Below are 20,881 nucleotides of genomic sequence, written 5' to 3' on the forward strand. Positions count from 1 at the left end.
AGGGCCGGGCATCGCGCACATCAGAAGGCCCGGTCTCACTGAGCCTTGATCTTGTCCAGCCAGGGCTTGGCCTGCGGAAAGTCCTTCAGCAGCGCCTCATAGACCTCCGGCGCGGTGGCGCGGAAAGAGGCGAGATCGGGCTCGATCACCTCCACCTTGCCGCCGGCCTTCATGGTGGCGAGGGCCTCGGCATAGTCCTTCTTGTAATGGGCGATGGCATAGTCCACCGCTTCGGCCGCCGCCTCGCGGAAGATCTTCTGCTGCTCCGGCGTGAAGCTGTCGAACTTCGACTTGGAGATGATAATCAGCGCCGGCATATACATGATCTTGGTGAGCGAGAAGGTCTTCGACACCTCGATGAAGCGATCCTGCAGGAACAGATCCGGCGAGTTCTCCGCCGCATCCACCGCGCCGTTCTGCAGCGCCATGTAGAGCTCGGTATAGGCCATGGGCGTGGGCTGGGCGCCCAGCGCCTTATAGGCGGTGACATAGCCGGGGCCGGGGATGACGCGGATCTTCAGCCCCTTCATGTCGGCGGCTGTCTTGATGACGCGGCCGTTGGTGAAGGTGTCGCGCTCCAGCGCCGAGATGAAGCCGAGGCCGACCATGCCGTACTTCGGCAGCAGCTCCAGCATCTCCTTGCCCACCGGGCCCTGCAGGGTCTTGTTGGCTTCGTCGACGGAGGAGAACAGATAGGGGAAGGAGAAGACCGTATAGTCCTTCACCGTGTTCTCGAGGGGCGCCTCGCCGGTGACGACGATATCCTGGGTGCCGGTACGCACCGCCTGGATCATCTTCACCTCGCCGCCCAGCTGGGCCGCCGGGAAGACGTTGATCTTGATGGTGCCGTTGGACTTCTTTTCCACCAGTTCGGCGAGCTTGGCCGCCGCCACGTGATAGTGGCTGGCGGTGGTGAGCACATGGCCGGCATTGAGCTCGATGGTTTCGGCCAGCGCCGGCGCGCCGGCAAGGCCGGCCGCCAGCAGCACGGCGGCGGAGGCGAGGTGTCGTGTGGTGCGCAGCATGAGGGGTCCTTCTCTGGTCGGGGCTTGTTGTCGTTGCGTGGAAAGGGATCGGCGGCTCACAGCAGCGCCAAGGAGAGGGCGGGCACGTAGCTGATCACCAGCACGTCGAAGATGAGCACCGCCAGGAACACCAGCACCGGCCGCGTCAGCTGCGACATGGGCACGCCGGAAATCTCGGATGCGATGTTGAGATTTACGGCCACCGGCGGCGTCACCATGCCGATGGCGATGTTGACGATCATCACCAGGCCGAAATGCACCGGATCGATGCCGTATTTGACGGCGATGGGGGCGAGGATGGGCCCCAGGATGAGGATGGTGGCCAGCGCTTCCATGAAGGTGCCCACCACGAACAGCAGCACGTTCACCAGCAGCAGGAACATGATCGGCCCATCCGCCACCTGCGCCACCAGCTGGGCGAAGGCATGGGGGATGCGGTTGATGGTCATGGCGTAGCCGAACAGCGCGGCGAAGGCGACGATCATCATCACCATGCCGGTCATGACCGCGCTGTCGTTGAGGATGGTGACGATGTCGGACAGCCGCAGCTCGCGATAGACGAAATAGCCGACGATGAAGCCGTACACCACCGCCACCACCGAGGCCTCGGTGGCCGTGAACGCGCCGGAATAGATGCCGCCCAGGATGATCACCGGCATCAGCAGCGCCAGAAGGGATTCCTTGCCGGTGCGCCACACATTGCCGGCCCAGGCGGAGAACGACACCGGCTTGGTGCGATCAAAGTCGTTGAGCTTCGCCACGATGGCGATGGTGACGATAAGCGAGAGGCCCACGAACAGGCCCGGCAGGATGCCGGCGATGAACAGGCCGCCGATGGAGACATTGGCGACAAGGCCATAGATGACCATGGGCAGCGAGGGCGGAATGATGGCGCCCAATTCGCCGCCCACCGCGATGGTGGCGGCGGCGAAACGGCGGGGATAGCCCGCCTTTACCATGGCCGGCACCATGGTGGAGCCCACCGCCGCCGTGGTGGCGGAAGACGAGCCGGAGATGGTGGAAAAGAACATGCAGGTGAGGATGGCCGCCGCCCCCACCCCGCCGCGCACCCAGCCCAGCAGCGCGCTGGCAAGGCCGATGAGCCGGGCGGAGATGCCGCCCACCTTCATGATGTTGCCGGCGAGCACATAGAAAGGGATCGCCAGCAGCGCGAAGGAATCCAGGGATTCAAAGATGTTCTGCGGCACGGCGATGAGGTTGATGCCGCGCTCGGTCAAGGCCACCACCGCCGACAGCCCCATGACTGCGAAGATCGGCACCGACAAAGCGAGGGTCAGGATCATGCAGCCAAAGAGCAGGGCCATGGGAGGTTCCGGTCAGACGATGGAGGCGGAGGCTTCCACGTCGAGCCCCTCATGCCGCCGCCGGCGGGCATGGCGGCGCTCGATGAGGAGCACGACGAGGTTGAGGATGGAGAGGGCCGCGCCCACAGGCAGCGCCGCGTAGACCCAGGCCATGGGCAAGGCCATGACGGTGGAGCTTTCGGCCAGGCCGAACTCCATCCATTTCAGGCCCAGCCAGAACAGCACGCCGTAGAAGGCGATGGTGATGAGCAGCGCCAGGGTGCGCACCAGATGAGCGGCGGCCTCGGGCAGCGCGTCGGGCAGGCTGTCCATGGCGATGAGGGCACCGGCGCGGGTGGCCACCGCCGAGCCGAGGAAGATGCTCCACACCATGAGATAGCGGGCCAGCTCCTCGGTCCAGGCGGCGGAGACCACAAGGCCGAGCTTCGGCAGCACGAAGCGCACCACGATCTGTAGCGCCACCACCAGCACCATGATGCCGAGCATGGCGCCCACCGCGTGGCGCAGCACGAGGTTCAGGCCATCAACGATGCGAAACAGGGCTTTCACCTTCGCTCTCCCGGGCAGGCTGGGGTTGGGCTCGCGGTGTCAGGCGACGTCGTCCTGGTCTTCCTGATCCTTGCGGCCATCGCCGAGGGACCGGACCAGGTTCTCCGCCACCGTCTCGATATGCTTGCGCAGCAGCTTCACGCCGCCTTCCACATCGCCGAGGCGGGCGAAGGCCACGAGATTGCGGTGGTCCACCAGCTCGTGCTCCACATCCGCCACCACGGCGAGTTGCAGGTTCACGTAGCGATTGGCGTTGTCGTGCACGCCCTTCAGCATCTTCAGGGCGATGGTGCGGCCCGAAGGAGCGTAGAGCGCGGAATGGAAGCGCCAGTTGAAATCGCCCCAGCTGTTCACGTCGCTGGCCGCGCTTTCGGCGATCACCGCGTCGGCGAGAGCGAAATCGGCCTCGCCCATCCGGGGAATGGCGAGGGCGAACAGCCAGGTTTCCAGCTGCACGCGGATCTCGAACATCTCGGTCAGCTCGGCCAGGGACAGGGATGACACCACCGTGCCCTTGTGCAGCTCGGTGACCACCAGCCCTTCCGCCTCCAGCTGGCGGATGGCCTCGCGCAGCGGCACGCGGGACACCCCCAGCTCGGCGGCGAGCTTCTCCTGGCGCAGCGGCGTGCCCTCCGGCAACTGGCCGGTGATGATGCGCTGGCGCACCTCGCTCACGATCTGATCGGTCAGGGACTGCCTACCCAGCTTGGCCACTGGCTGCTCCAAAATTGAATACGATATTCAAGACATCGCTTTTTGCGGCTGACAAGCCCAGAATTTCACCCAAACACGCTCGAATTTTGCGCATTTTCGCGACTTGCTCGCATCTGGTCGCACTGCTAGATGGAATATTGTATTCAATTTTAGCTGAGGCAGAGATCCCCCATGACGAGCCCCGCGACACCCGGTTCCACCCCTTGGCGTGGCGTGTTTCCCGCGGTGACCACCAAGCTGAAGGCGGACGGCGCGCTCGATCTGCCGGCCCTTCAGGCGAGCCTTGATCGGCTCATCACCAATGGGGTGTCTGGCGTCATCCTGCTGCCCATGCTGGGCGAGAACGCCTCCCTCACCATGGCTGAGCGGGCCCAGGTGCTCACCGCCGCCAAGGAAGCGGTGGCCGGCCGCGTCCCCATGCTGAGCGGCTTGGCCGAAGTGTCGGCGACGGCCGCCGCCGAGGCGGCGCGGGCCTATGAGAAGCTGGGCGCCGAAGGGCTCATGGCCTTCCCCTCCATCGCCTACAAGAGCGACAAGCGGGAAACCGTGCGCTGGTACAAGGATCTGGCGGCCGCGTCCGGGCTGCCGATCATGATCTACAACAACCCCATCGCCTATGGCGTGGACTGCACGCCGGACATTCTGGAGCAGTTGGCGGACACCCCGCAGATCGTCTGCATCAAGGAAGAGAGCGGCGACATCCGCCGTGTCACCGACATCTACAATGCCTGCGGCGAGCGCTTCGCGGTGTTCTGCGGCGTCGATGACCTGATCGTGGAAAGCGCCGCCCTCGGCGTCACCGGCTGGGTCTCCGGCATGACCAATGCCTGGCCGGCGGAATGCGTGCGCCTGTTCGAACTGTGCCGCGCCGGCCGCTTCGAGGAGGCCCGCCCGCTCTACCGGCTGATGACCCCGGCCTTCCACCTCGATACCCATGTGAAGCTGGTGCAATACATCAAGTTTGCCGAGCACCTGGTCTATGGCGCGCCCGAGTGGGTGCGGGCCCCGCGCCTGCCGCTGGAAGGCGCCGAGCGCGCCCAGGTGGAAGCCATCCTGCGCGACACCATCGCCAAGCTCGGCCAATCCCCCGCCGTCTGACGCGAAAAGTCCGCGAGCAAACCAGTTGGGACCGGTCGAAGACCGGGACCGATGGGATGACCGCCTCTTCCTGTCTGCCTCGACACGCGCCCCCGTCCGGCCTGCCCGGATGGGGGCGTCGTCGTCTGGGGTCAGGGCATCTGGGCAGCGTCGGGATGGTGCAGCAGATAGGCCAGCACCATCTCGCGGGCATGGGCCCGCCGCTCTGCCCGCCAGCGGGCGCTGGTGAGATTGGCGCTGAACAGATGGGACAAAGTGGGGGCGTTGGAGATGTGGAAATAGCTCAGCGCCACCATGGTCACATAGAGCTGCAGCGGATCGATGCTGGCGCGGAACACCCCTTCGGCGACGCCGCGCGCCAGCACCTCGCGCATGGCGACCATGAGCGGCGAGGAGAGGATGGAGACCCGCTTCGACTTCTTCAGATGCTTGCCGCCCAGAAGATTTTCGCTGGCGAGGATGCGGATGAACAGCGGGTTGGCGGCAAAATGGGCAAAGGTGAAGTCGAACAGCTTCATCATCGCCGGCAGCGGAGCAAGATCACTCAGATTGAGCCGCTGCTCCTGGGTACGGATATCACCGAACACCGTTTCCAGCACCGCCAGATAGAGCGCGTTCTTGCTGCCGAAATAATGATACAGCATGCGCATGTTGGCATCGGCCCGGCGGGCGATGGCATCCATGCGCGCGCCATTGAAGCCGTTGTCGGCAAACTCGGCGATGGCCGCCTGGAGAATCCGATCGGCGGTGGCCGCCGCATCGCGCGGCCGCCGGCGACGGGCACCGGCGGCCGAAGCCGGCGCCGTGTCGTCTTCCGGCAAAACCTCGGGCAGCGGATCGACCGCCTTGCGACCGCGACGCACCGGCTTCACCGGTGCTTCGAGCGCCACCTGCAGCGGCAGTTCCGCGGTCTCCGCGACCGGCTGCGCCGATGCCACCTTGGCGGGCGCGAGCTTGCGGCGCGTGCGGGGCGCCTTGGCGAGGGCGGGCGCGCTCATGCGGCCACCGGCCCGCTGCCGGCTTCATCCAGCGCCTTCGCGTCGAGCGCCGCCAGCACCTTGTCCGGGGTGAAGGGCAATGCGGTGAGGCGCACGCCCACCGCATCCTCGATGGCATTGGCGATGGCGCTGGAGACGCCGAGAATGCCAGCCTCGCCCACCCCCTTGGCACCGAACGGGCCACGGCCCATGCCCTGCTCGAAAATCACGCTCTCGAAGCGCTCCGGCAGATCGGTGGACAGCGGCATGCGATAGCGCTGGGGCGTGTCGGTGAGCAATTCGGTGCCGTCGAACACCAATTGTTCGAACAGCGTCTGCCCCACCGCCTGCATGGATGCCCCCTCGATCTGGCCGCGCACCGCCTCCGGCACCAGCGCCCGCCCCGCATCGGCGGCGCTCACCAGATGGAGCAGGGCGACCTTGCCCGTCTCCATGTCCACCTCCACCTCGACCCCGACCCAATTGGGCATCCAATACACGATCTGGGCGAACAATGCCGCTTCCTTGCAGGTTTCGATCTTGATCTCCCCCTGCCCGGTGAACTCGGCGCCGAGGCCGCCATAATAGCCGCGCACCAGATCCTTCAGCGGCACGCTCTCATTGCCGTGGCGCACCGCGCCATCCCGGTAGTCGAGGGCGTCGGCCGGCACATCGAGCTGCCCGGCGGCAAAGGCGAGGATGCGCCCGCGCACCGCTTCCGCCGCCCGCCGCACCGCCTCGCCGGTGACCGCCGTGGCCGACGACGCGTGCGTGCCCTGGTCGAAGGCGGTCTGGTCGGTATCCACCTCGGCACGGGAGACGTTGGCGGGGCTCATCTTGAGCACCTCGGCGACGATCCGCCGGAAGGCCTCGCTCGCCCCCTGCCCCATGTCCACGGTGGCGCAGCTGATGATGGCCCGGCCATCGCCCACCACCTTCACCTGCGCCTGCGCGAAGCGACCCTGGCCGCCGGCATCCTTGAAGCCGATGGCGATGCCCTTGCCGCGGGCGAGATGCGGCGCGCGCGGCGGCTCCCGCCGGCCCCAGCCGATGCGCGCCGCCACCGCCTCCAGCCCCGCATGCAGGTCGCTGTCGATGGCGCTGTCTCCCGGGCGGTAGGGCACCCCCGGCGGCAGCAGGTTGCGCAGGCGCAGGGCCACCGGATCAAGCCCCAGGCGGCGGGCGATCATGTCCAATTGGCTTTCGGAGGCGAACGCCGCCTGGGTGCCGCCGAAACCGCGATAGGAGCCGGCCGGCACCGTGTTGGTGCGGACCGCCAGCGCCCGATTGTCGAGGGCCTCCCAGAGATAGGGCCCGCCCACGCGGTAGCCCACCTTGTCCGCCACCAGAGCGCTGCCGTCCGCATAGGCGCCCGCATCGAGATGGATGAGGGAACGGCGGGCCAGCAGCCGCCCGTCGGCGGCCACCGCCGTCTGCAATTGCAGCCACGCGGCGTGCTGGGAGAGGGTGAGGAAGCCCTCGTCCATGGTGAGGGCCAGCCGCACCGGCCGCCCGGCCTTGCGCGCCAGCAGCACGGTGAGCGGCTCCAGCTTGCAATAGCTCTTCAGCCCGAAGGCGGAGCCCAGATGCAGCGTGTGGATGCGGATGAGATGCTCGGGCAGGCCGAAAATGTCGCTGAGGTCCTGGCGCAGGAAGAAGGGATCCTGATTGGACGACCACAGCTCAAATCCCTCACCCATGGGCCGGGCGATGGTGACGATGGATTCAAGGCAGGCGTGGCTCATGCGCGAGAAATCGAAACTGTCGCAGAACACATGGTCGGCGGTGGCGAACACCGCATCCACATCGCCCATGCGATGGCGGAACTCATAGAGCACGTTGGGTTCCGGCTCCTTGAGGCTGGTGACGCCCGCCCCATGGGGGCCGAGGCGGCCGGCGCTCGGCGCCTCGAACAGCAGCGGCGCGCCGGGGGCCAGGGCCTCCTCCACGGTGGCGACCGCCGGCAGCGGCTCATACTCCACCTCGATCAGCGCCAAGGCGGCAAGGGCCGTTGCCGCATCGCGCGCCGCCACCGCCGCCACCGGGTCGCCCACATGGCGCACCTTGTCCTGGGCGATGACCGGCTGGTCCTTCACCCACAGGCCGTAGCACGGTTCGGCGAGATCGGCGAGATCCGCCCCCGTCACCACCGCCACCACCCCCGGCAGGCGCGCGGCCGCCGCCGTGTGGATGGCGCGGATGCGGGCGTGAGCGTGGGGGCTGCGCAGGATCTTGGCTTCCAAAAGCCCCGGCACGGTGACATCGGTGGTGAAGAAGGCGGTGCCCGTCACCTTCGCCGCCTCTTCCGGCCGCCAGGACCGGGGCGGGGCCTCCTCCTCGCCGCGCCGCAAAGCGGCGGCGCGCAGCACCGCATCCTCGATGGCGCGATAGCCGGTGCAGCGGCAGACATTGGCCCCCATCCAGGCCCGCACCTCGGCCCGCTCGGGCGCGGGGTTGCGATCGAGCAGCGCCTCCGCCAGCAGCACCATGCCCGGCGTGCACATGCCGCATTGGAACGCCGCGCCCTCCACGAACGCCCGCTGCACGGCACTGGGCGGCCCCTGGGGCGGGCGCAGGCCGGCGACGGTGGTGACGGCACGCCCCGCGACGGTGGCGGTGAGGGTGCTGCAGGAGGTGGCGGGCACCCCATCCACCAGCACCATGCAGGCCCCGCAGGCGCCATGATCACAGGCGACGCGCACGCCGCTGCACCCGCACGGGCCGGACAAAGCATCGGCGAGGATGGGGGCGGCGGCGGCATCCACGGCGATGGCCGCGCCATCGAGGGTGAAGGCGGTGTCAATCATCGGGCGGCCTCCTTCAGGAGCCGGGACAAAAGCTGCGGGGCGACGCGGCGGCGATACGCCGCCCGGCCCGCCCAGGGTGTGGTGAAATCCGGCAGATCGGCAAAGGCCTGGGCGGCGAGATCGGGCGCCTGCGCCGCCATCTCCCCGAGGCTCCGGCCCGCCGGCACCGCCCGCACCACCGGCCGCGCATGGCCGGCGCCAAGCACGGCGCGCGCCGCCAGCACCTGCCCGTCCGCCACATCGAGGCTGAGGGCCACCGCCAGTGCCGGCCGCAGGCTGCGGTCGTAGACCAGCCGGCGCACCCCGCCGGGCGCGGCCAGCGGCACCCGCAGGGCGGTGACCAGCACCGGCGCCGGCGCCTCCTCCTGTCGGTCCGCCAGCGCGAGGGTCTCGGAGCGGCCATCCGCCAGCAGGGTCAGCCGCGCGCCGAGGACGGCGAGCAGCGCCGGGCCCTCATAGGCCGGCACATCGGCCATCACATTGCCCACCACCGTGCCCTGGGCGCGGATGCGGCTGGAGGCGATGCGGCCCCACACGGCGGCGAGATCCGGCAGCAGGGCCTGCACCAGGGGGCTGGTCGCCAGCTGGTCATGGCGGCAGGCGGCACCGATCACCAGATCGTCGCCCTCGTGGGTGATGGCGTCCGCCCCGGGAATGGCACCGAGCCACACCACCGCCGGCGGCGTCACGCCCTCCTTCATGCGGTTCACCACATCGAGCCCGCCGGCCATGGGCACGGCGCCGGGGTTCGCCCGCAGCAGGATGTCGGCGGCCTCGAAACTCTCCGCGCGCAGGAAGCGGAACGGCGCGATGCGGTGGCGGGTGCGATGGGCCACGAGGCGCGGCGCACCTTCTGGCGACACGGGCGGCGGCGCGGAAAACAGAGACGCTTGGGGCATGACATCCGGCTTGAGAGGGGGGCTGCCGGAAACCGGCATCCAACTTGCTAAGTCCAGCGTGCTGCGAAGCACGCACCGCTTCCCTGCAAGGGCTTTGCCAGCCCCCCAACGTCACCCTCGAACCGGACTTTCAGGAGCTCCCATGACCGACCGCCTCGGCTACCGGCTGAAGATGGGCATCATCATTCCCTCCACCAACACATCCGTGCAGCCCGAAACCGACGCCATGCGCCCCTTAGGTGTCACCAACCATGTGGGGCGCATCCATATTCCTGATCTTCCGCTCAGCAACGACACCGAGTTCGAGGCCATGGTGGAAGCCATTGGGCCCGACCTGTTCGGCGCGGTGGACCGGGTGATGACGGCCAAGCCGGGACACCTGCTCATGGGTATGTCCATTCCCACCTTCTGGGGCGGCAAGGCGGGGGGCGATGCCCTGCACGCGCGCCTGGAACAGCGCGCCGGCGTTGGCGTCACCATGGGTTCGGAGGCCTGCGTCGCCGGGCTCCAGCGCTTCCCAAAGGTGCGCCGCATCGGCATTCTCACGCCCTATCAGCCGGTGGGCGACGCCCATGTGGCGCGCTATTTCGCCGATCACGGCTATGAGGTGGCGCTGGTGCACAGCCTGAAGCGGCCGAGCGAAGTGCAGATCGCCCATGCCACCGCCGACGACATCCGCGACGGCCTGAAAACCCTGGCCGCATCGGGGGTGGACGCCATCGTCCAGGCCGGCACCGACCTCGCCGTCACCGACATCGCCGACGAGGCGGAACGCTGGCTCGGCCTGCCCGTCATCGCCATCAACGCGGCCACCTATTGGCTGGCTCTTCGACGGTGCGGAATTACCGATAAAATTCTCGGGCGCGGCACCCTGCTGGCGGAACACTGACCCCGTCGAAGGGATGCGCACAGCACTGCGCGTGCCCATCCCATAGACAAAATCCGCCAACCCCGCCCGCAGATAGTGCAGAACGGTGTCAAAACACCACCATTGAGGTGGCGATGGGAAACGGATCCCAAACAGTGGCACCTTAAGTCTCACGTTATTTCAACAAGATAGCACGGCAAAAAATATGCAAAGCCAGATCCAAACCCGCCCATTAAGTAAGCAATATATGCGTACAACGCGCACCCAGAGCGGCCCCTGGCGACGGTGTTCGGGAGCGGGATCATGAGCGGCAGCGTCGCCTCCCGCCTGGCCGCGCTCGGCCTGGAACTGCCGCCGGTCCCGCCCCCGCGCGGGGCGTTCAAGCCTTATTCGCGGGCCGGCAGCCTCGTCTATCTCGCCGGCCAGATCTGCGAATGGAACGGCGAGGTCCGCTATGCCGGCCCGGTGGGCGCGGTGCACGACCTCGCGACTGGCCAGAAGGCCGCACAATTGTGTGCGCTCAACCTGTTGGCCTCGCTTTCCCTGGCTCTCGAGGGCGATCTCGACCGGGTGGTGGCGTGCCATCGCATGGGCGGCTTCGTGTTCGCGACGCCGGGCTATCCCGACGTGCCGCGGGTGGTGAACGGCGCCTCCGACCTCATGTACGCTTTATTTGGCGAGGCCGGGCGCCATGCCCGCACCGCCGTCGGCGTCTCCACGTTGCCGGCCGGCGCCAGCGTGGAGGTGGACGCCATCTTCGAGGTGGCCTGAGCCCCTCATTCCCCCGCGAACGCGCCCCTCTCCGGCTGGCACGAATCTGGCTAGGAGAGCGGCGCATAAAGTAAGTGTTTTCTGCATAAACCCATAAATCGCTTCCAGAAATAGGGCCCACACAGCTATGCCGAACGACACGACACCGCCCCGCAATCCCTCCCGTCGCACCCTGCTGAAGGCCGGTTCCGCCCTCGCCCTGAGTGCCGCGGCGGGCTTTCGCTTTCCCACCCCGGCGCTGGCCCAGACCCGCGCGCTCAAGCTCACCCTGCCCTGGCTCGCCAACGGCTCCACGCTCTTCACCTATGTGGCCAAGCATCAGGGCTTCTTCCGCCAGCGCGGGCTTGATGTCTCCATCTCCCGCGGCTTCGGCTCGGTGGCGGCTGCCCAGGCGGTGGGCGCCGGCGAGTTCGATTTCGGCTTCGTGTTCGCCGGCGGCGTGATCCTGGGGGCCGCCCGCGGCCTGCCGCTGGTGGCCATGGGCACGCTCGGCTACGACGCCACCATGGGCATCGCCCTCAAGGCCGACAGCCCCATCAAGACCCCCAAGGACCTGGCGGGCAAGAAGATCGGCATCGTGCCCACCTCCGCCGAGGCGCCCTATTGGCCCGCCTTCGCCCGCAAGGCCGGCATCGACACCTCGTCCATCACCATGGTGCAGATGGACAACCGGGTGCTGGAACAGAGCCTCATCAACAATCAGGTGGACGCCATCACCGCCATCGCCACCTCCTCGGTGCCGGTGATGATGGCGCTGAAGCAGCCCTGCCGCTTCATGCTCTGGAGCAAGGACGACGTTTCGCTCTATGCCGGCCAGGTGGTGACCCGCGCCGAGACCCTGGCCACGGACAAGGGCCTGTGCAAGGCGGTCACCGATGCCCTGGTGGAGGGCCTGGTGTTTGCCCTGAAGGACCCGGAAGCCGGCGTCGACATCTTCCTGAAGGAAGTGCCCGAGGTGGGTATCGCCAAGGGCGGCAAAGAGAACGCCACCATCTCCCAGGGCCTCATGCACTACACGGTGATCTCCCCCGAGGCCGAGCAGCACGCCATCGGCTACACCGACCTCACCAAGGCCGCCGGCATGGTGGACATGGTGATGGAGTTCGGCGCCCCGAAGGATGCCAAGCGGCCCGATCCCGCCACCCTGTTCACCAATGAGTTCGTGAGCGACGTGGGCAAGCTCACCCCCGCCCAATGGGCGACGGTGAAGAAGAACGTGGCCGAATACGCGGCGATCCTCGGATGATCACCGAAGAAGCGCCGTTCCAGGCCATCACCGCGCGCGGCGTGCGCAAGGTCTACTCCACCCCCTCCGGGGTGGTGGAGGCGGTGGCCGAGGCCAGTTTCGAGATCGCCCGCGGCGATTTCGTCTCCATCCTCGGCCCCTCGGGCTGCGGCAAGAGCACACTCATGCTGATGGTGGCGGGCCTCGAGCCCGCCACCTCCGGCGCCCTCACCCTCGACGGCCTGCCGGTGGCCGGGCCGCAGATCTCCGCCGGCATGATGTTCCAGGATCCCACTTTGATGCCCTGGCGCAGCGTGCTCGACAACGTGCTGGTGCCGGTGAGCATGCGCCGCCCGGTGGAGGCGGACGACCTCGCCCGGGCCGAGCACCTGCTGCGCATGGTGGATCTCTGGCAGTTCCGCGACAAGCGGCCGCGCGAGCTCTCCGGTGGCATGCGCCAGCGGGTAGCACTCGCTCGTGCGCTGGTGACCGACCCGCGCATCCTGTTGATGGACGAGCCCTTTTCCGCCCTCGACGCCATCACCCGCGACGAGATGGGCCTGGCGCTCGCCCGCATCTGGGACACCACGCGCAAGACCGCCATCTTCATCACCCACTCCATCCGCGAGGCCATCTTCCTCTCGGACCGGATCTTGGTGATGGGCCGGCGCCCCTCCACCATCATCGAGGACATCCGGGTGCCCTTTCCGCGGCCGCGCACGCCGGCGGTGGAAGCCGAACCGGAGTTCAACGAACTCTATCTCCACCTCAAGGCCTCGATCCATCGCACCACACCGGCGATGCATTGAGCCGCCCGGAACGCTGACGCTCATGACGGCCACCCACATGACCACAGATAGCCACGACCCGCCCCGGGCCGGCAGCCCCCCCGCCGGCAAGCCGCCGGAAGCCCTCTCGCGGGTGCTGGCGGGCGTTCGCGCCCATGCCCGCCCCATCGTTCTGCCCCTCGTCACCGCCGCCCTGGTGATCGCCGCCTGGGAAGCCCTGGTGCGGGTGCGCAACATTCCAGACGTGCTGCTGCCCGCCCCCTCGGCGGTGGCGGTGCGGCTGTGGGAAACCCTGCCCTTCCTGCTGCAGCAGGCGGTGCCCACCACCCTGGAGACCATCGCCGGCTTTGCCATCTCCACCGTGCTCGGCATCGCGCTCGCGGTGCTGGTGAGCGCCTCGCGGCTGGCGCGGGAGGCGCTCTACCCCAACATCGTCTTCTTCCAGCTCATCCCCAAGATCGCTTTGGCGCCCTTGTTCATCGTCTGGCTCGGCATCGGCAGCTCGTCGCGCATCACCTTCTCGGTGTTCATCTCCTTCTTCCCGGTGGTGGTGGCGACCCTGACCGGCCTCACCAGCGTCGACCGCGACCTGCTCCGGCTCTGCAAGGCGGTGGGGGCACGGCCGTGGAAGGTCTATACTGAGGTGCGTTTCCCCGCCGCAGTGCCGCACATCTTCTCGGGGCTGAAAATCGCCATCACCTTTGCGATGATCGGCGTCATCGTGGGCGAGTTCATCACCGCCCAGGCCGGCCTCGGCTACATGATCCTGTTTGCCGCCTCCCAGGCGGAGATGGCCCTCATCTTCGCCGCCATCGTCCTTCTGTGCGTCATCGGCCTCGCCCTCTATGCCCTGGTGGTGCTGGCCGAGGCCCTCGCCCTGAAGCGTTACGGAGATTGATTGGATGACCCCCATTCCCACCGCCGCCGGCGCCGATCTCGTCATTCCCGCCCGGCCGGAGCCCATCGCCATTTGCCCCGCCACCACCGCGTTGGTGGTGGTGGACATGCAGAACGCCTACCTCTCCAAGGGCGGCTATCTCGACCGGGTGGGCTTCGATGTCTCCACCAGCGCCCCGGTGATCGCCGCCGCCGCCCGGGTACTGGAGGCCGCGCGCGCCGCCGGCCTGTTCATCGCCCATCTGCAGAACGGCTTCTCGCCGGAGCAGACCGAGGCCGGCGGGCCGACCGCGCCGGTGTGGTACAAATCCAACGCCCTCAAATACATGCGCGCCCATCCGCAGGAGCGGGGCAAGCTCATCACCCATGGCACCTGGGATCATGAGATCGTCGCCGAGCTCACCCCCAGGCCGGGGGAAGCGGTGGTGCCGAAGGCGCGCTACAGCGGCTTTGCCGGCACCCATCTGGAGCAATTGCTGCGGGCCCGTGGCATCACCACTTTGTTGCTGGTGGGGGTGAACACCAACGTGTGCGTGGAATCCACGTTGCGCGATGCCTACCACCGCGAATTCTTCGCCCTGATGGTGCCCGACGCCACCCTGCAGGCCGGCCCCGCCCACATCTATGAGGCAAGCGTGTTCAACGTGGAGAACTTCCTCGGCTGGACGGCACCGGCCGATGCGGTGGCCACCGCCCTTTCGGGCGCGGCCCGGCAGGCGGCGTGAGGGCGGAATGGACACCCTCCCACGCCCCGACGGCACCCTCGTCTATGAGGTGGCAGGCGCCGGCCCGCCGCTGCTGCTGGTCACCGGCCTTGGCGGCTCGCGCCATTATTGGGTCAGCGTCCGCGATCGGCTCACGCCCCACTTCACCGTCGTCACCCACGACCATATGGGCACCGGCGACACGGTGAGCCGCCGCAGCTCCCACACGGTGGAGGCGCTGGCGGCGGACGTGGTGGCGCTGATGGATCATCTCGCCATTCCCAAGGCCCATCTGGTGGGCCATTCCACCGGCGCCGCGGTGGGGCAGATCCTGGGTGCGGAGGCGCCGGAGCGGCTCGACGGGCTGGTGCTCTACGCCGGCTGGGCGGGCCCCGACCCCTATTTCGACCAGTGCTTCAAGGTGCGCAAGGAGCTGCTGCTGGGCGCAGGCACCGCCGCCTATCACCGGGCGACGCCGCTGTTCCTCTACCCGCCCGACTGGATCGCCGCCGACGCCGCCCGGCTGGAGGCGCTGGTGGGGGGCATGATCGCATCGAGCCCACCTTCCGAAACCATGGCGGGGCGGGTGGACATGCTGCTGAACTTCGATCGCCGCGCCTGGTTGCCCAAGGTGCGCGCGCGCACCCTGGTGCTGTGCGCCAGCGACGACACGCTGACCCCGCCCCACCTCTCCCGGGAAATGGCCCAAGCCATCCCCGGCGCCGAGCTGGCGCTGGTGCCCTGGGGCGGCCACGCCCTCTCGCAGACAGCGCCCGACGTCTTCCTGAGCCATGTGATGGCCGCGCTCACCTGAGCATCCGCCGGCCGGTCCCGCCCCATGATGGGCCAGGCCCGGCCGGCGGAGGGCCCTTCGCGCCCGCTTCACCGCGCACCCCGGCAGCGCGCTCACCGCCCCCACCGGTTCATGGCGATGACGGGACGGAGAGCCGAGGCCCGCGCCCTGCGTCTCCCAGCCGGCGCCGCCGCAGAAGACCCGCCATCTGAATGATCGTGCGCCGCGCCGGAAGCCTCCGGCCGCGCGCCCCGACGCGCGCGTCCTGAGAACCTACGCCAACAGGCGCCGCCGCCCGCTCCACCGCCTTCCCTCACCAGGGGCAGAACCAGGCCCGCCCCCTGCAGAGGCCAACCGGACCCAGGGGCTGCGCGTTCTGCGCCGCACCTCCGGAGCACGCCAGAAGCATGGAACGGCAGGACAATCGTCCATATTTTCCGACATTTTCGGCCCATATCTCCCCATTCTCTCTCTCCATATCCCCTATCATCATCGAAACCTGGCCCTATCAATGCCGTCGGCAACGTCCGACGTATCAGCCTCATGCAACCAAAGGAGCGGCGACACACAGAGACTCAACCAGAAAAATATAAGTCGAATATTTCCGACACTTCATAACCGGCCATTCATGGACCCGTTATGCCGTAAAATTATGCGTATAAATTTATTATTTTTCAAATAGTTAGCTACTTTCAATGCAAGCCGACGCGCCTCTGCACAAAATATCGCTCACGGCATATGTTGACGGAATATCGTGACACGCCGTAGCGTTCGGCGATCCAGTGGGATCATGAGCGGAAAGGCGGAAAGATGACTGTGGCAACCCTCGGCCGGCGCGGCGCTGTGGCGGCGCTTCTGGGAGCGGGCCTTCTCGCGGCCGGCGCGCCGCTGGCGGCGCGGGCGGCGGATGATGTGGTGATCGGCGTCATCCAGCCCCTGAGCGGGCCGAACGCCCAGTTCGGCATCGGCTCCCTGCGCGGCATCGAGCTCGCCGCCGACACCATCAATGCCGCCGGCGGCATCAAGGCGCTGGGCGGCGCCAAGATCAAGCTGGTGACAGCCGACGTGCCGACCCCCAACACCGCCGCCGCCGCCACCCAGCGGCTGATTTCGCAGAACGGCGTGAGTGCGGTGATCGGCGCCTTCGTCTCCTCCACCACCCTCGCGGCCTCGGAAGTGACCGAGCGCGCCGGCATTCCGCTGGTGACCTTCGCCTTCGCCGACCAGATCACCGGGCGCGGCTACAAATACGTGTTCCAGGTCTCCCCCAAGGGCACGGTGTTCGGCGCGGCGCAGTTCAACTACGCCACCGAGATCGCTAAGGCCGCCGGCGAGAAGATCGACAAGATCGCCATCCTTTATGAAGACACCGCCTATGGCACCGCCCAGGCCAAGGGCCTGCGCGACGCGGCCAAGGCGGCCGGCGTCGAGGTGGTGATGGACGAGGCCTATCCCCTCGGCATCACCGACGTGTCACCGCTGGTGAACAAGCTGAAGGCCTCCGGCGCGCAGATGGCGTTCCCGGTCTCCTACCTCAATGACGGCCTGCAGATCATCCGCGCCCTGCGCCAGCAGAATATCGACATTCCCGTGGTGGGCGGCGCCGCCGGCTACATCATCCCCGATTTCAAGAAGGGCCTCGGCGACTATGCCGAAGGCGTGCTCTCGGTGGCCGCCGCCTCCGGCGACCTGATCCCCGACGTCGCCGCCGAATACAAGAAGAAGTACGGCACCTTCATCACCCACGAGGCGCTGATCCACGCCGCCGCCCTCGATGCGGTGGTGCAGGCCATGGAGAAGGCGAAGTCCGCCGACCCCGATAAGGTGCGCGCCGAGCTCGCCTCCCTCGACTATTGCAAGGGCTTCGCCCAGGGCGTGCCGGGCGGCTGCATCAAGTTCGACGCCAACGGGCTCAATGCATCGTCGTTCCCGGTGTTCGTGCAGTGGCGCGGCGACGAGCCGGTCACCGTCTACCCGCCCAAGGCCGCCAAGCAGAAGCCCATCTGGCGCGGCAAGACCGTCGAGTGAGCGGGCGGATCTGATCCCCCCATCGAAACGCCCGACCCTTCCCGCCGTGCGGGAAGGGTTCCTTCTCCAAGACCGGATCACGGAACGGATCAAGGCATGATTCAGGCTCTCGTCGACGGCATCCTGCTCGGCGGCGTCTATGGTGTGATCTCCACCGGACTGTCGCTGGTGTTCGGCGTGCTCGGAGTGGTCAACTTCGCCCACGCGGAATTCCTCATGCTGGGCATGTATGTGGCGTGGTTCGCCTGGCGCATGCTGGGGCTCGATCCGCTGCTGGGCTCGGTGCTCTCCTTCATCATCGTGTTCGCCGTGGGCTACGGCGTGCAGCGCCTGCTCATCCAGCGGGTCCTGAAGGCGCCGCCGGCGGCCCAGGTGTTTCTCACCGTGGGGCTCATGATCGTCATCGAGAATGCCGCCCTCATCGCCTTCGGCTCCGACTTCCGCTCGGTGAGCGTGCCCTATCAGGTGGAAGGCTATCGCCTCGGCGACATCTTCATCAGCGCGCCCTATCTCTATGCCTTCATCGCCGCCGTGGTGCTCTCCCTTGCCTTGTGGCTGTTCCTGGAGCGCAGCTGGAGCGGGCGGGCCATCCGCGCCGTGGCGCAGGACCCCATGGCCTCGACCCTGGTGGGGGTGGACACCAAGCGCACCTATGGCTTCGCCTTCGGCCTCGGCGTCGGCCTCACCGCCTTCGGCGGCGCCGTCATCCTGCCCTACATCACGGTGAGCCCCACGGTGGGCGGCCAGTTCGTGGTGCTGATGTTCACGGTGGTGGTGCTGGGCGGGCTCGGCAGCGTCACCGGCGCTCTGGTGGGCGGCCTGGTGGTGGGCATCGTCCAGTCCCTGTCGGCGCTGTTCTTCCCCATCCAGCTGCAGAACTTGTTCCTGTTCGTCATCTTCATCGCCGTGCTCGCCCTGCGCCCGCAGGGCCTCATCAAGGGGGCCTGAACGTTGCGCTTCGCACTCAAGCCGGGGCACGTGGTGCTGCTCCTCTTCTTCATCGCCGCGGCGCTCCTGCCGCTGTTCGTGGATCCGCGCGGGCATCTGCTGCGGGTGGCGGCCATGGCCCTGCTGTTCGCCGCCATGGCCCAGTCGTGGAACATCGTCGGCGGCCTCGCCAACCAGATCTCGCTGGGCCACGCCGCCTTCTTCGGCCTCGGCGCCTACACCTCCACCTTGCTGTTCCTGCGGCTCGGCATCTCGCCGTGGATCGGCATGCTGGCCGGGGCGGTGGTGGCGGGCTTGGCTGCCGCGCTGCTGTCGGTGCCCACCTTCCGCCTGAAAGGCCATTATTTCGCACTGGCCACGCTCGCCTTCGCCGAGGTGCTGCGGGTGATCGCCAACAGCTGGGCGGATCTGTCCGGCGGCCCGGTGGGGCTCACCGTGCCCTTCCTCGGCACCCAGCCGCTCAGCTTCGCCTTCCGCGCGGTGTCGTCCTATTACTGGATCATCCTCGCCTTGCTGGTGATCGTGTGCGTGGTGTTCTACGTGCTCGCCCACGGCGCCATGGGCTATCGCCTGCGGGCGGTGCGGGAGAATGAGGCGGCGGCGGAAGTGGCCGGCGTCAATACCTTCCGGGTAAAGCTGATGGCGAGCGTGATCTCGGCGGCGCTCACCGCCATGTGCGGCACGGTGTTCGCCCAATTCACCTTTTTCTTCGATCCGGACTCCATCTTCTCGCTCTCGGGCATCTCGGTGCGCATGGCCATGATCGCCATCGTCGGCGGCCTCGGCACCCTGGGCGGGCCCATCATCGGCGCCCTGTTCCTGATCCCGCTGGAGGAGGTGGCCAACGCCTATCTGTCGTCGCGGGCGGCGGGCCTGTCGCAGCTGGTGTTCGGCCTCATCCTCATCGCCGCCATCCTGATCCAGCCGCGCGGCATCATGGCTTTCTTCCCCAAGACCAAAGGAAAAACGCAGCCCAAGGCGCAACCGGCCACCGAGGGAGCGCGCGGATGACCCCCACCAACTCCAAAGTGGTACTGGAAGCCGCCGACATCTGCGTCACCTTCGGCGGCTTGAAGGCGGTGGATGGCGTGTCCTTCAGCCTGCATCAGGGCGAGATCGCCGGCCTCATCGGCCCCAACGGCGCCGGCAAGACCACCCTGTTCAACGCGCTGGTGGGCTTGCAAAAACTCTCCGGTGGCGCGGTGCGCCTGGATGGCGAGAAGGTGTCCGGCCTCAAGCCCCACCGTATCGCCACGAAGGGCATGACCAAGACCTTCCAGAACGCGGCGTTGTTCCCCGACATGAGCGTGCTGGAAAACGTCACCACCGCCGCCCTGCTGCGGCATGATTTGAAGGGTGCCCGGGCCAAGGCGGCGGCGGTGCTGGCGCGGCTCGACCTCAGCCCCATCGCCGATGCGGACGTGGCCGACCTCACCTTCCCCCAGAAGGCCATGGTGGAAATGGCCCGGGCGCTCGCCACCGAGCCCCGCGTGGTGCTGCTGGACGAGGTGATGGCGGCGCTGACCCCCAGCGAGATGGACGAGGTGATGGACGTGATCCGCGCGCTGAAAGGCGAGGGGCTGACCTTCCTGGTGGTGGAGCATCACATGCGGGCCATCATGGCCCTGTGCGACCGGCTCATCGCCGTGAATTTCGGCCGCCTCATCGCCGCCGGCACCCCGGCGGAGGTCGCCTCCCACCCCACCGTCATCGAGGCCTATCTGGGCCACGGCGCCGCCGGTCAGGAGGGCAGCCATGCTTGAGGTGCGTGATCTCAGCGTCTCCTATGGCGGCCCCAACGTGCTGGAGCATGTGGAGCTGGAGGTGAAGGCGGGCGAAACGGTGGCGGTGCTGGGCGCCAACACCGCCGGCAAAACGACGCTTCTGCGCACCATCTCCGGCCTCGTCGCCAAGGCGCGCGGCACCATCCTGTTCGAGGGCGCCCCCCTGCTCGGCCGGCCGGCCCACACCATCCCGGCCCTGGGCATCGGCCATGTGCCGGAAGGCCGGCACGTGTTCCCCCGCATGTCCACCATGGACAACCTGATGATGGGCGCCTATGGCGACCGCCGCGCCAGCGACCTTCAGGCCCGCATCGACCGGGTGCTGACCCTGTTCCCGCGCCTTGGCGAGCGGCGCACCCAGATGGCCGGCTCCATGTCCGGCGGCGAGCAGCAGATGGTCTCCATCGGCCGCGCATTGATGGGCAATCCCAAGCTCTTGCTGCTCGACGAGCCGAGCCACGGCCTCGCCCCCATCGTGGTGGACGAGCTGCATGCGGCCATCGGCGAGATCAACCGCCAGGGGGTGGCGGTGCTGCTGGTGGAGCAGAATGCGGTGCTGGCCCTCGATGTCGCCCATCGCGGCTACGTGCTGGAGGCCGGCCACGTGGTGCTGTCCGGCAGCGCGCAGAGCCTCAAGGCCGATCCGGCGGTGCGCCGCGCCTATCTCGGCGTGTAGCGCGA

The 20,881-nt window shown here is 67.7% G+C and carries 20 protein-coding genes; 13 read left to right on the plus strand and 7 right to left on the minus strand.

Annotated features, from left to right (window positions below):
* Positions 1–35: 35 nt before the first annotated feature.
* The 4 genes from ACU4E7_RS21475 to ACU4E7_RS21490 are packed head-to-tail and all read right to left on the minus strand — an operon-like array spanning position 36 to position 3,613.
* Positions 36–1,025, minus strand: coding sequence for a TRAP transporter substrate-binding protein (locus ACU4E7_RS21475; protein WP_447020074.1), 990 nt, complete (start codon positions 1,023–1,025; stop codon positions 36–38).
* A gap of 56 nt (positions 1,026–1,081) precedes the next feature.
* The gene (locus ACU4E7_RS21480; RefSeq protein WP_447020075.1) at positions 1,082–2,350 is read right to left on the minus strand and encodes a TRAP transporter large permease; all 1,269 of its coding nucleotides are present in this window, start codon (positions 2,348–2,350) and stop codon (positions 1,082–1,084) included.
* Positions 2,351–2,362: 12 nt separating this feature from the next.
* Positions 2,363–2,899, minus strand: coding sequence for a TRAP transporter small permease (locus ACU4E7_RS21485; RefSeq protein WP_238121058.1), 537 nt, complete (start codon positions 2,897–2,899; stop codon positions 2,363–2,365).
* A gap of 39 nt (positions 2,900–2,938) precedes the next feature.
* Positions 2,939–3,613 carry a GntR family transcriptional regulator gene (locus tag ACU4E7_RS21490; RefSeq protein ID WP_447020076.1) on the minus strand — a complete coding sequence of 225 codons (675 nt, stop codon included), beginning with the start codon at positions 3,611–3,613 and terminating at the stop codon, positions 2,939–2,941.
* 171 nt (positions 3,614–3,784) lie between these two features.
* On the opposite strand from ACU4E7_RS21490, the gene ACU4E7_RS21495 reads away from it, so the two are divergent.
* Positions 3,785–4,711 carry a dihydrodipicolinate synthase family protein gene (locus ACU4E7_RS21495; RefSeq protein ID WP_447020077.1) on the plus strand — a complete coding sequence of 309 codons (927 nt, stop codon included), beginning with the start codon at positions 3,785–3,787 and terminating at the stop codon, positions 4,709–4,711.
* A 131-nt stretch (positions 4,712–4,842) separates the two neighbouring features.
* Here the strand turns inward: ACU4E7_RS21495 and ACU4E7_RS21500 are convergent, their stop codons facing one another.
* From ACU4E7_RS21500 to ACU4E7_RS21510, 3 genes are read right to left on the minus strand one after another with little or no spacing between them, the layout of a single operon-like run.
* Positions 4,843–5,709 (minus strand): TetR/AcrR family transcriptional regulator, encoded by an 867-nt coding sequence (locus tag ACU4E7_RS21500; protein ID WP_447020078.1) that lies wholly within the window; start codon positions 5,707–5,709, stop codon positions 4,843–4,845.
* Positions 5,706–8,495: a molybdopterin-dependent oxidoreductase gene (locus ACU4E7_RS21505; protein ID WP_447020079.1), complete on the minus strand. Its 2,790-nt coding sequence runs from the start codon at positions 8,493–8,495 to the stop codon at positions 5,706–5,708. Before ACU4E7_RS21505 ends, ACU4E7_RS21500 begins: the two co-directional genes overlap by 4 nt.
* Positions 8,492–9,394 (minus strand): FAD binding domain-containing protein, encoded by a 903-nt coding sequence (locus tag ACU4E7_RS21510; protein WP_447020080.1) that lies wholly within the window; start codon positions 9,392–9,394, stop codon positions 8,492–8,494. Before ACU4E7_RS21510 ends, ACU4E7_RS21505 begins: the two co-directional genes overlap by 4 nt.
* Positions 9,395–9,536: 142 nt before the next feature.
* Here ACU4E7_RS21510 and ACU4E7_RS21515 point away from each other — a divergent pair, with 142 nt between their 5' ends.
* The 12 genes from ACU4E7_RS21515 to ACU4E7_RS21570 all read left to right on the plus strand — a co-directional run bounded on the left by ACU4E7_RS21515 (position 9,537) and on the right by ACU4E7_RS21570 (position 20,876).
* Positions 9,537–10,283 carry a maleate cis-trans isomerase family protein gene (locus ACU4E7_RS21515; protein ID WP_238121052.1) on the plus strand — a complete coding sequence of 249 codons (747 nt, stop codon included), beginning with the start codon at positions 9,537–9,539 and terminating at the stop codon, positions 10,281–10,283.
* A gap of 282 nt (positions 10,284–10,565) precedes the next feature.
* Positions 10,566–11,033 carry a RidA family protein gene (locus tag ACU4E7_RS21520; protein ID WP_447020081.1) on the plus strand — a complete coding sequence of 156 codons (468 nt, stop codon included), beginning with the start codon at positions 10,566–10,568 and terminating at the stop codon, positions 11,031–11,033.
* Between the two features lie 127 nt (positions 11,034–11,160).
* Entirely contained in the window at positions 11,161–12,279 is a 1,119-nt protein-coding gene (locus tag ACU4E7_RS21525; protein ID WP_447020082.1) for an ABC transporter substrate-binding protein, read from the plus strand.
* Positions 12,276–13,067, plus strand: a complete 792-nt coding sequence (locus ACU4E7_RS21530; protein WP_447020083.1) for an ABC transporter ATP-binding protein — start codon at positions 12,276–12,278, stop codon at positions 13,065–13,067. Before ACU4E7_RS21525 ends, ACU4E7_RS21530 begins: the two co-directional genes overlap by 4 nt.
* Positions 13,068–13,104: 37 nt before the next feature.
* On the plus strand, positions 13,105–13,944 hold the full coding sequence (locus ACU4E7_RS21535; RefSeq protein ID WP_447020084.1) for an ABC transporter permease: 840 nt from the start codon (positions 13,105–13,107) through the stop codon (positions 13,942–13,944).
* A gap of 4 nt (positions 13,945–13,948) precedes the next feature.
* Positions 13,949–14,668, plus strand: coding sequence for a cysteine hydrolase (locus tag ACU4E7_RS21540; RefSeq protein WP_447020085.1), 720 nt, complete (start codon positions 13,949–13,951; stop codon positions 14,666–14,668).
* Positions 14,669–14,675: 7 nt separating this feature from the next.
* On the plus strand, positions 14,676–15,461 hold the full coding sequence (locus ACU4E7_RS21545) for an alpha/beta fold hydrolase (protein ID WP_447020086.1): 786 nt from the start codon (positions 14,676–14,678) through the stop codon (positions 15,459–15,461).
* A 789-nt stretch (positions 15,462–16,250) separates the two neighbouring features.
* The gene (locus ACU4E7_RS21550) at positions 16,251–17,468 is read left to right on the plus strand and encodes an ABC transporter substrate-binding protein (RefSeq protein WP_447020087.1); all 1,218 of its coding nucleotides are present in this window, start codon (positions 16,251–16,253) and stop codon (positions 17,466–17,468) included.
* A 96-nt stretch (positions 17,469–17,564) separates the two neighbouring features.
* A complete protein-coding gene (locus ACU4E7_RS21555; RefSeq protein WP_238121044.1) occupies positions 17,565–18,416 on the plus strand; it encodes a branched-chain amino acid ABC transporter permease in 852 nt (283 codons plus the stop codon).
* Positions 18,417–18,419: 3 nt separating this feature from the next.
* On the plus strand, positions 18,420–19,427 hold the full coding sequence (locus ACU4E7_RS21560; protein WP_447020088.1) for a branched-chain amino acid ABC transporter permease: 1,008 nt from the start codon (positions 18,420–18,422) through the stop codon (positions 19,425–19,427).
* Positions 19,424–20,179, plus strand: coding sequence for an ABC transporter ATP-binding protein (locus tag ACU4E7_RS21565; RefSeq protein ID WP_447020089.1), 756 nt, complete (start codon positions 19,424–19,426; stop codon positions 20,177–20,179). The genes ACU4E7_RS21560 and ACU4E7_RS21565 overlap by 4 nt, the downstream gene beginning before the upstream one ends.
* A complete protein-coding gene (locus tag ACU4E7_RS21570; protein ID WP_238121041.1) occupies positions 20,172–20,876 on the plus strand; it encodes an ABC transporter ATP-binding protein in 705 nt (234 codons plus the stop codon). Before ACU4E7_RS21565 ends, ACU4E7_RS21570 begins: the two co-directional genes overlap by 8 nt.
* Positions 20,877–20,881: the final 5 nt, after the last annotated feature.

This window comes from Xanthobacter sp. ZOL 2024, from assembly GCF_052932325.1.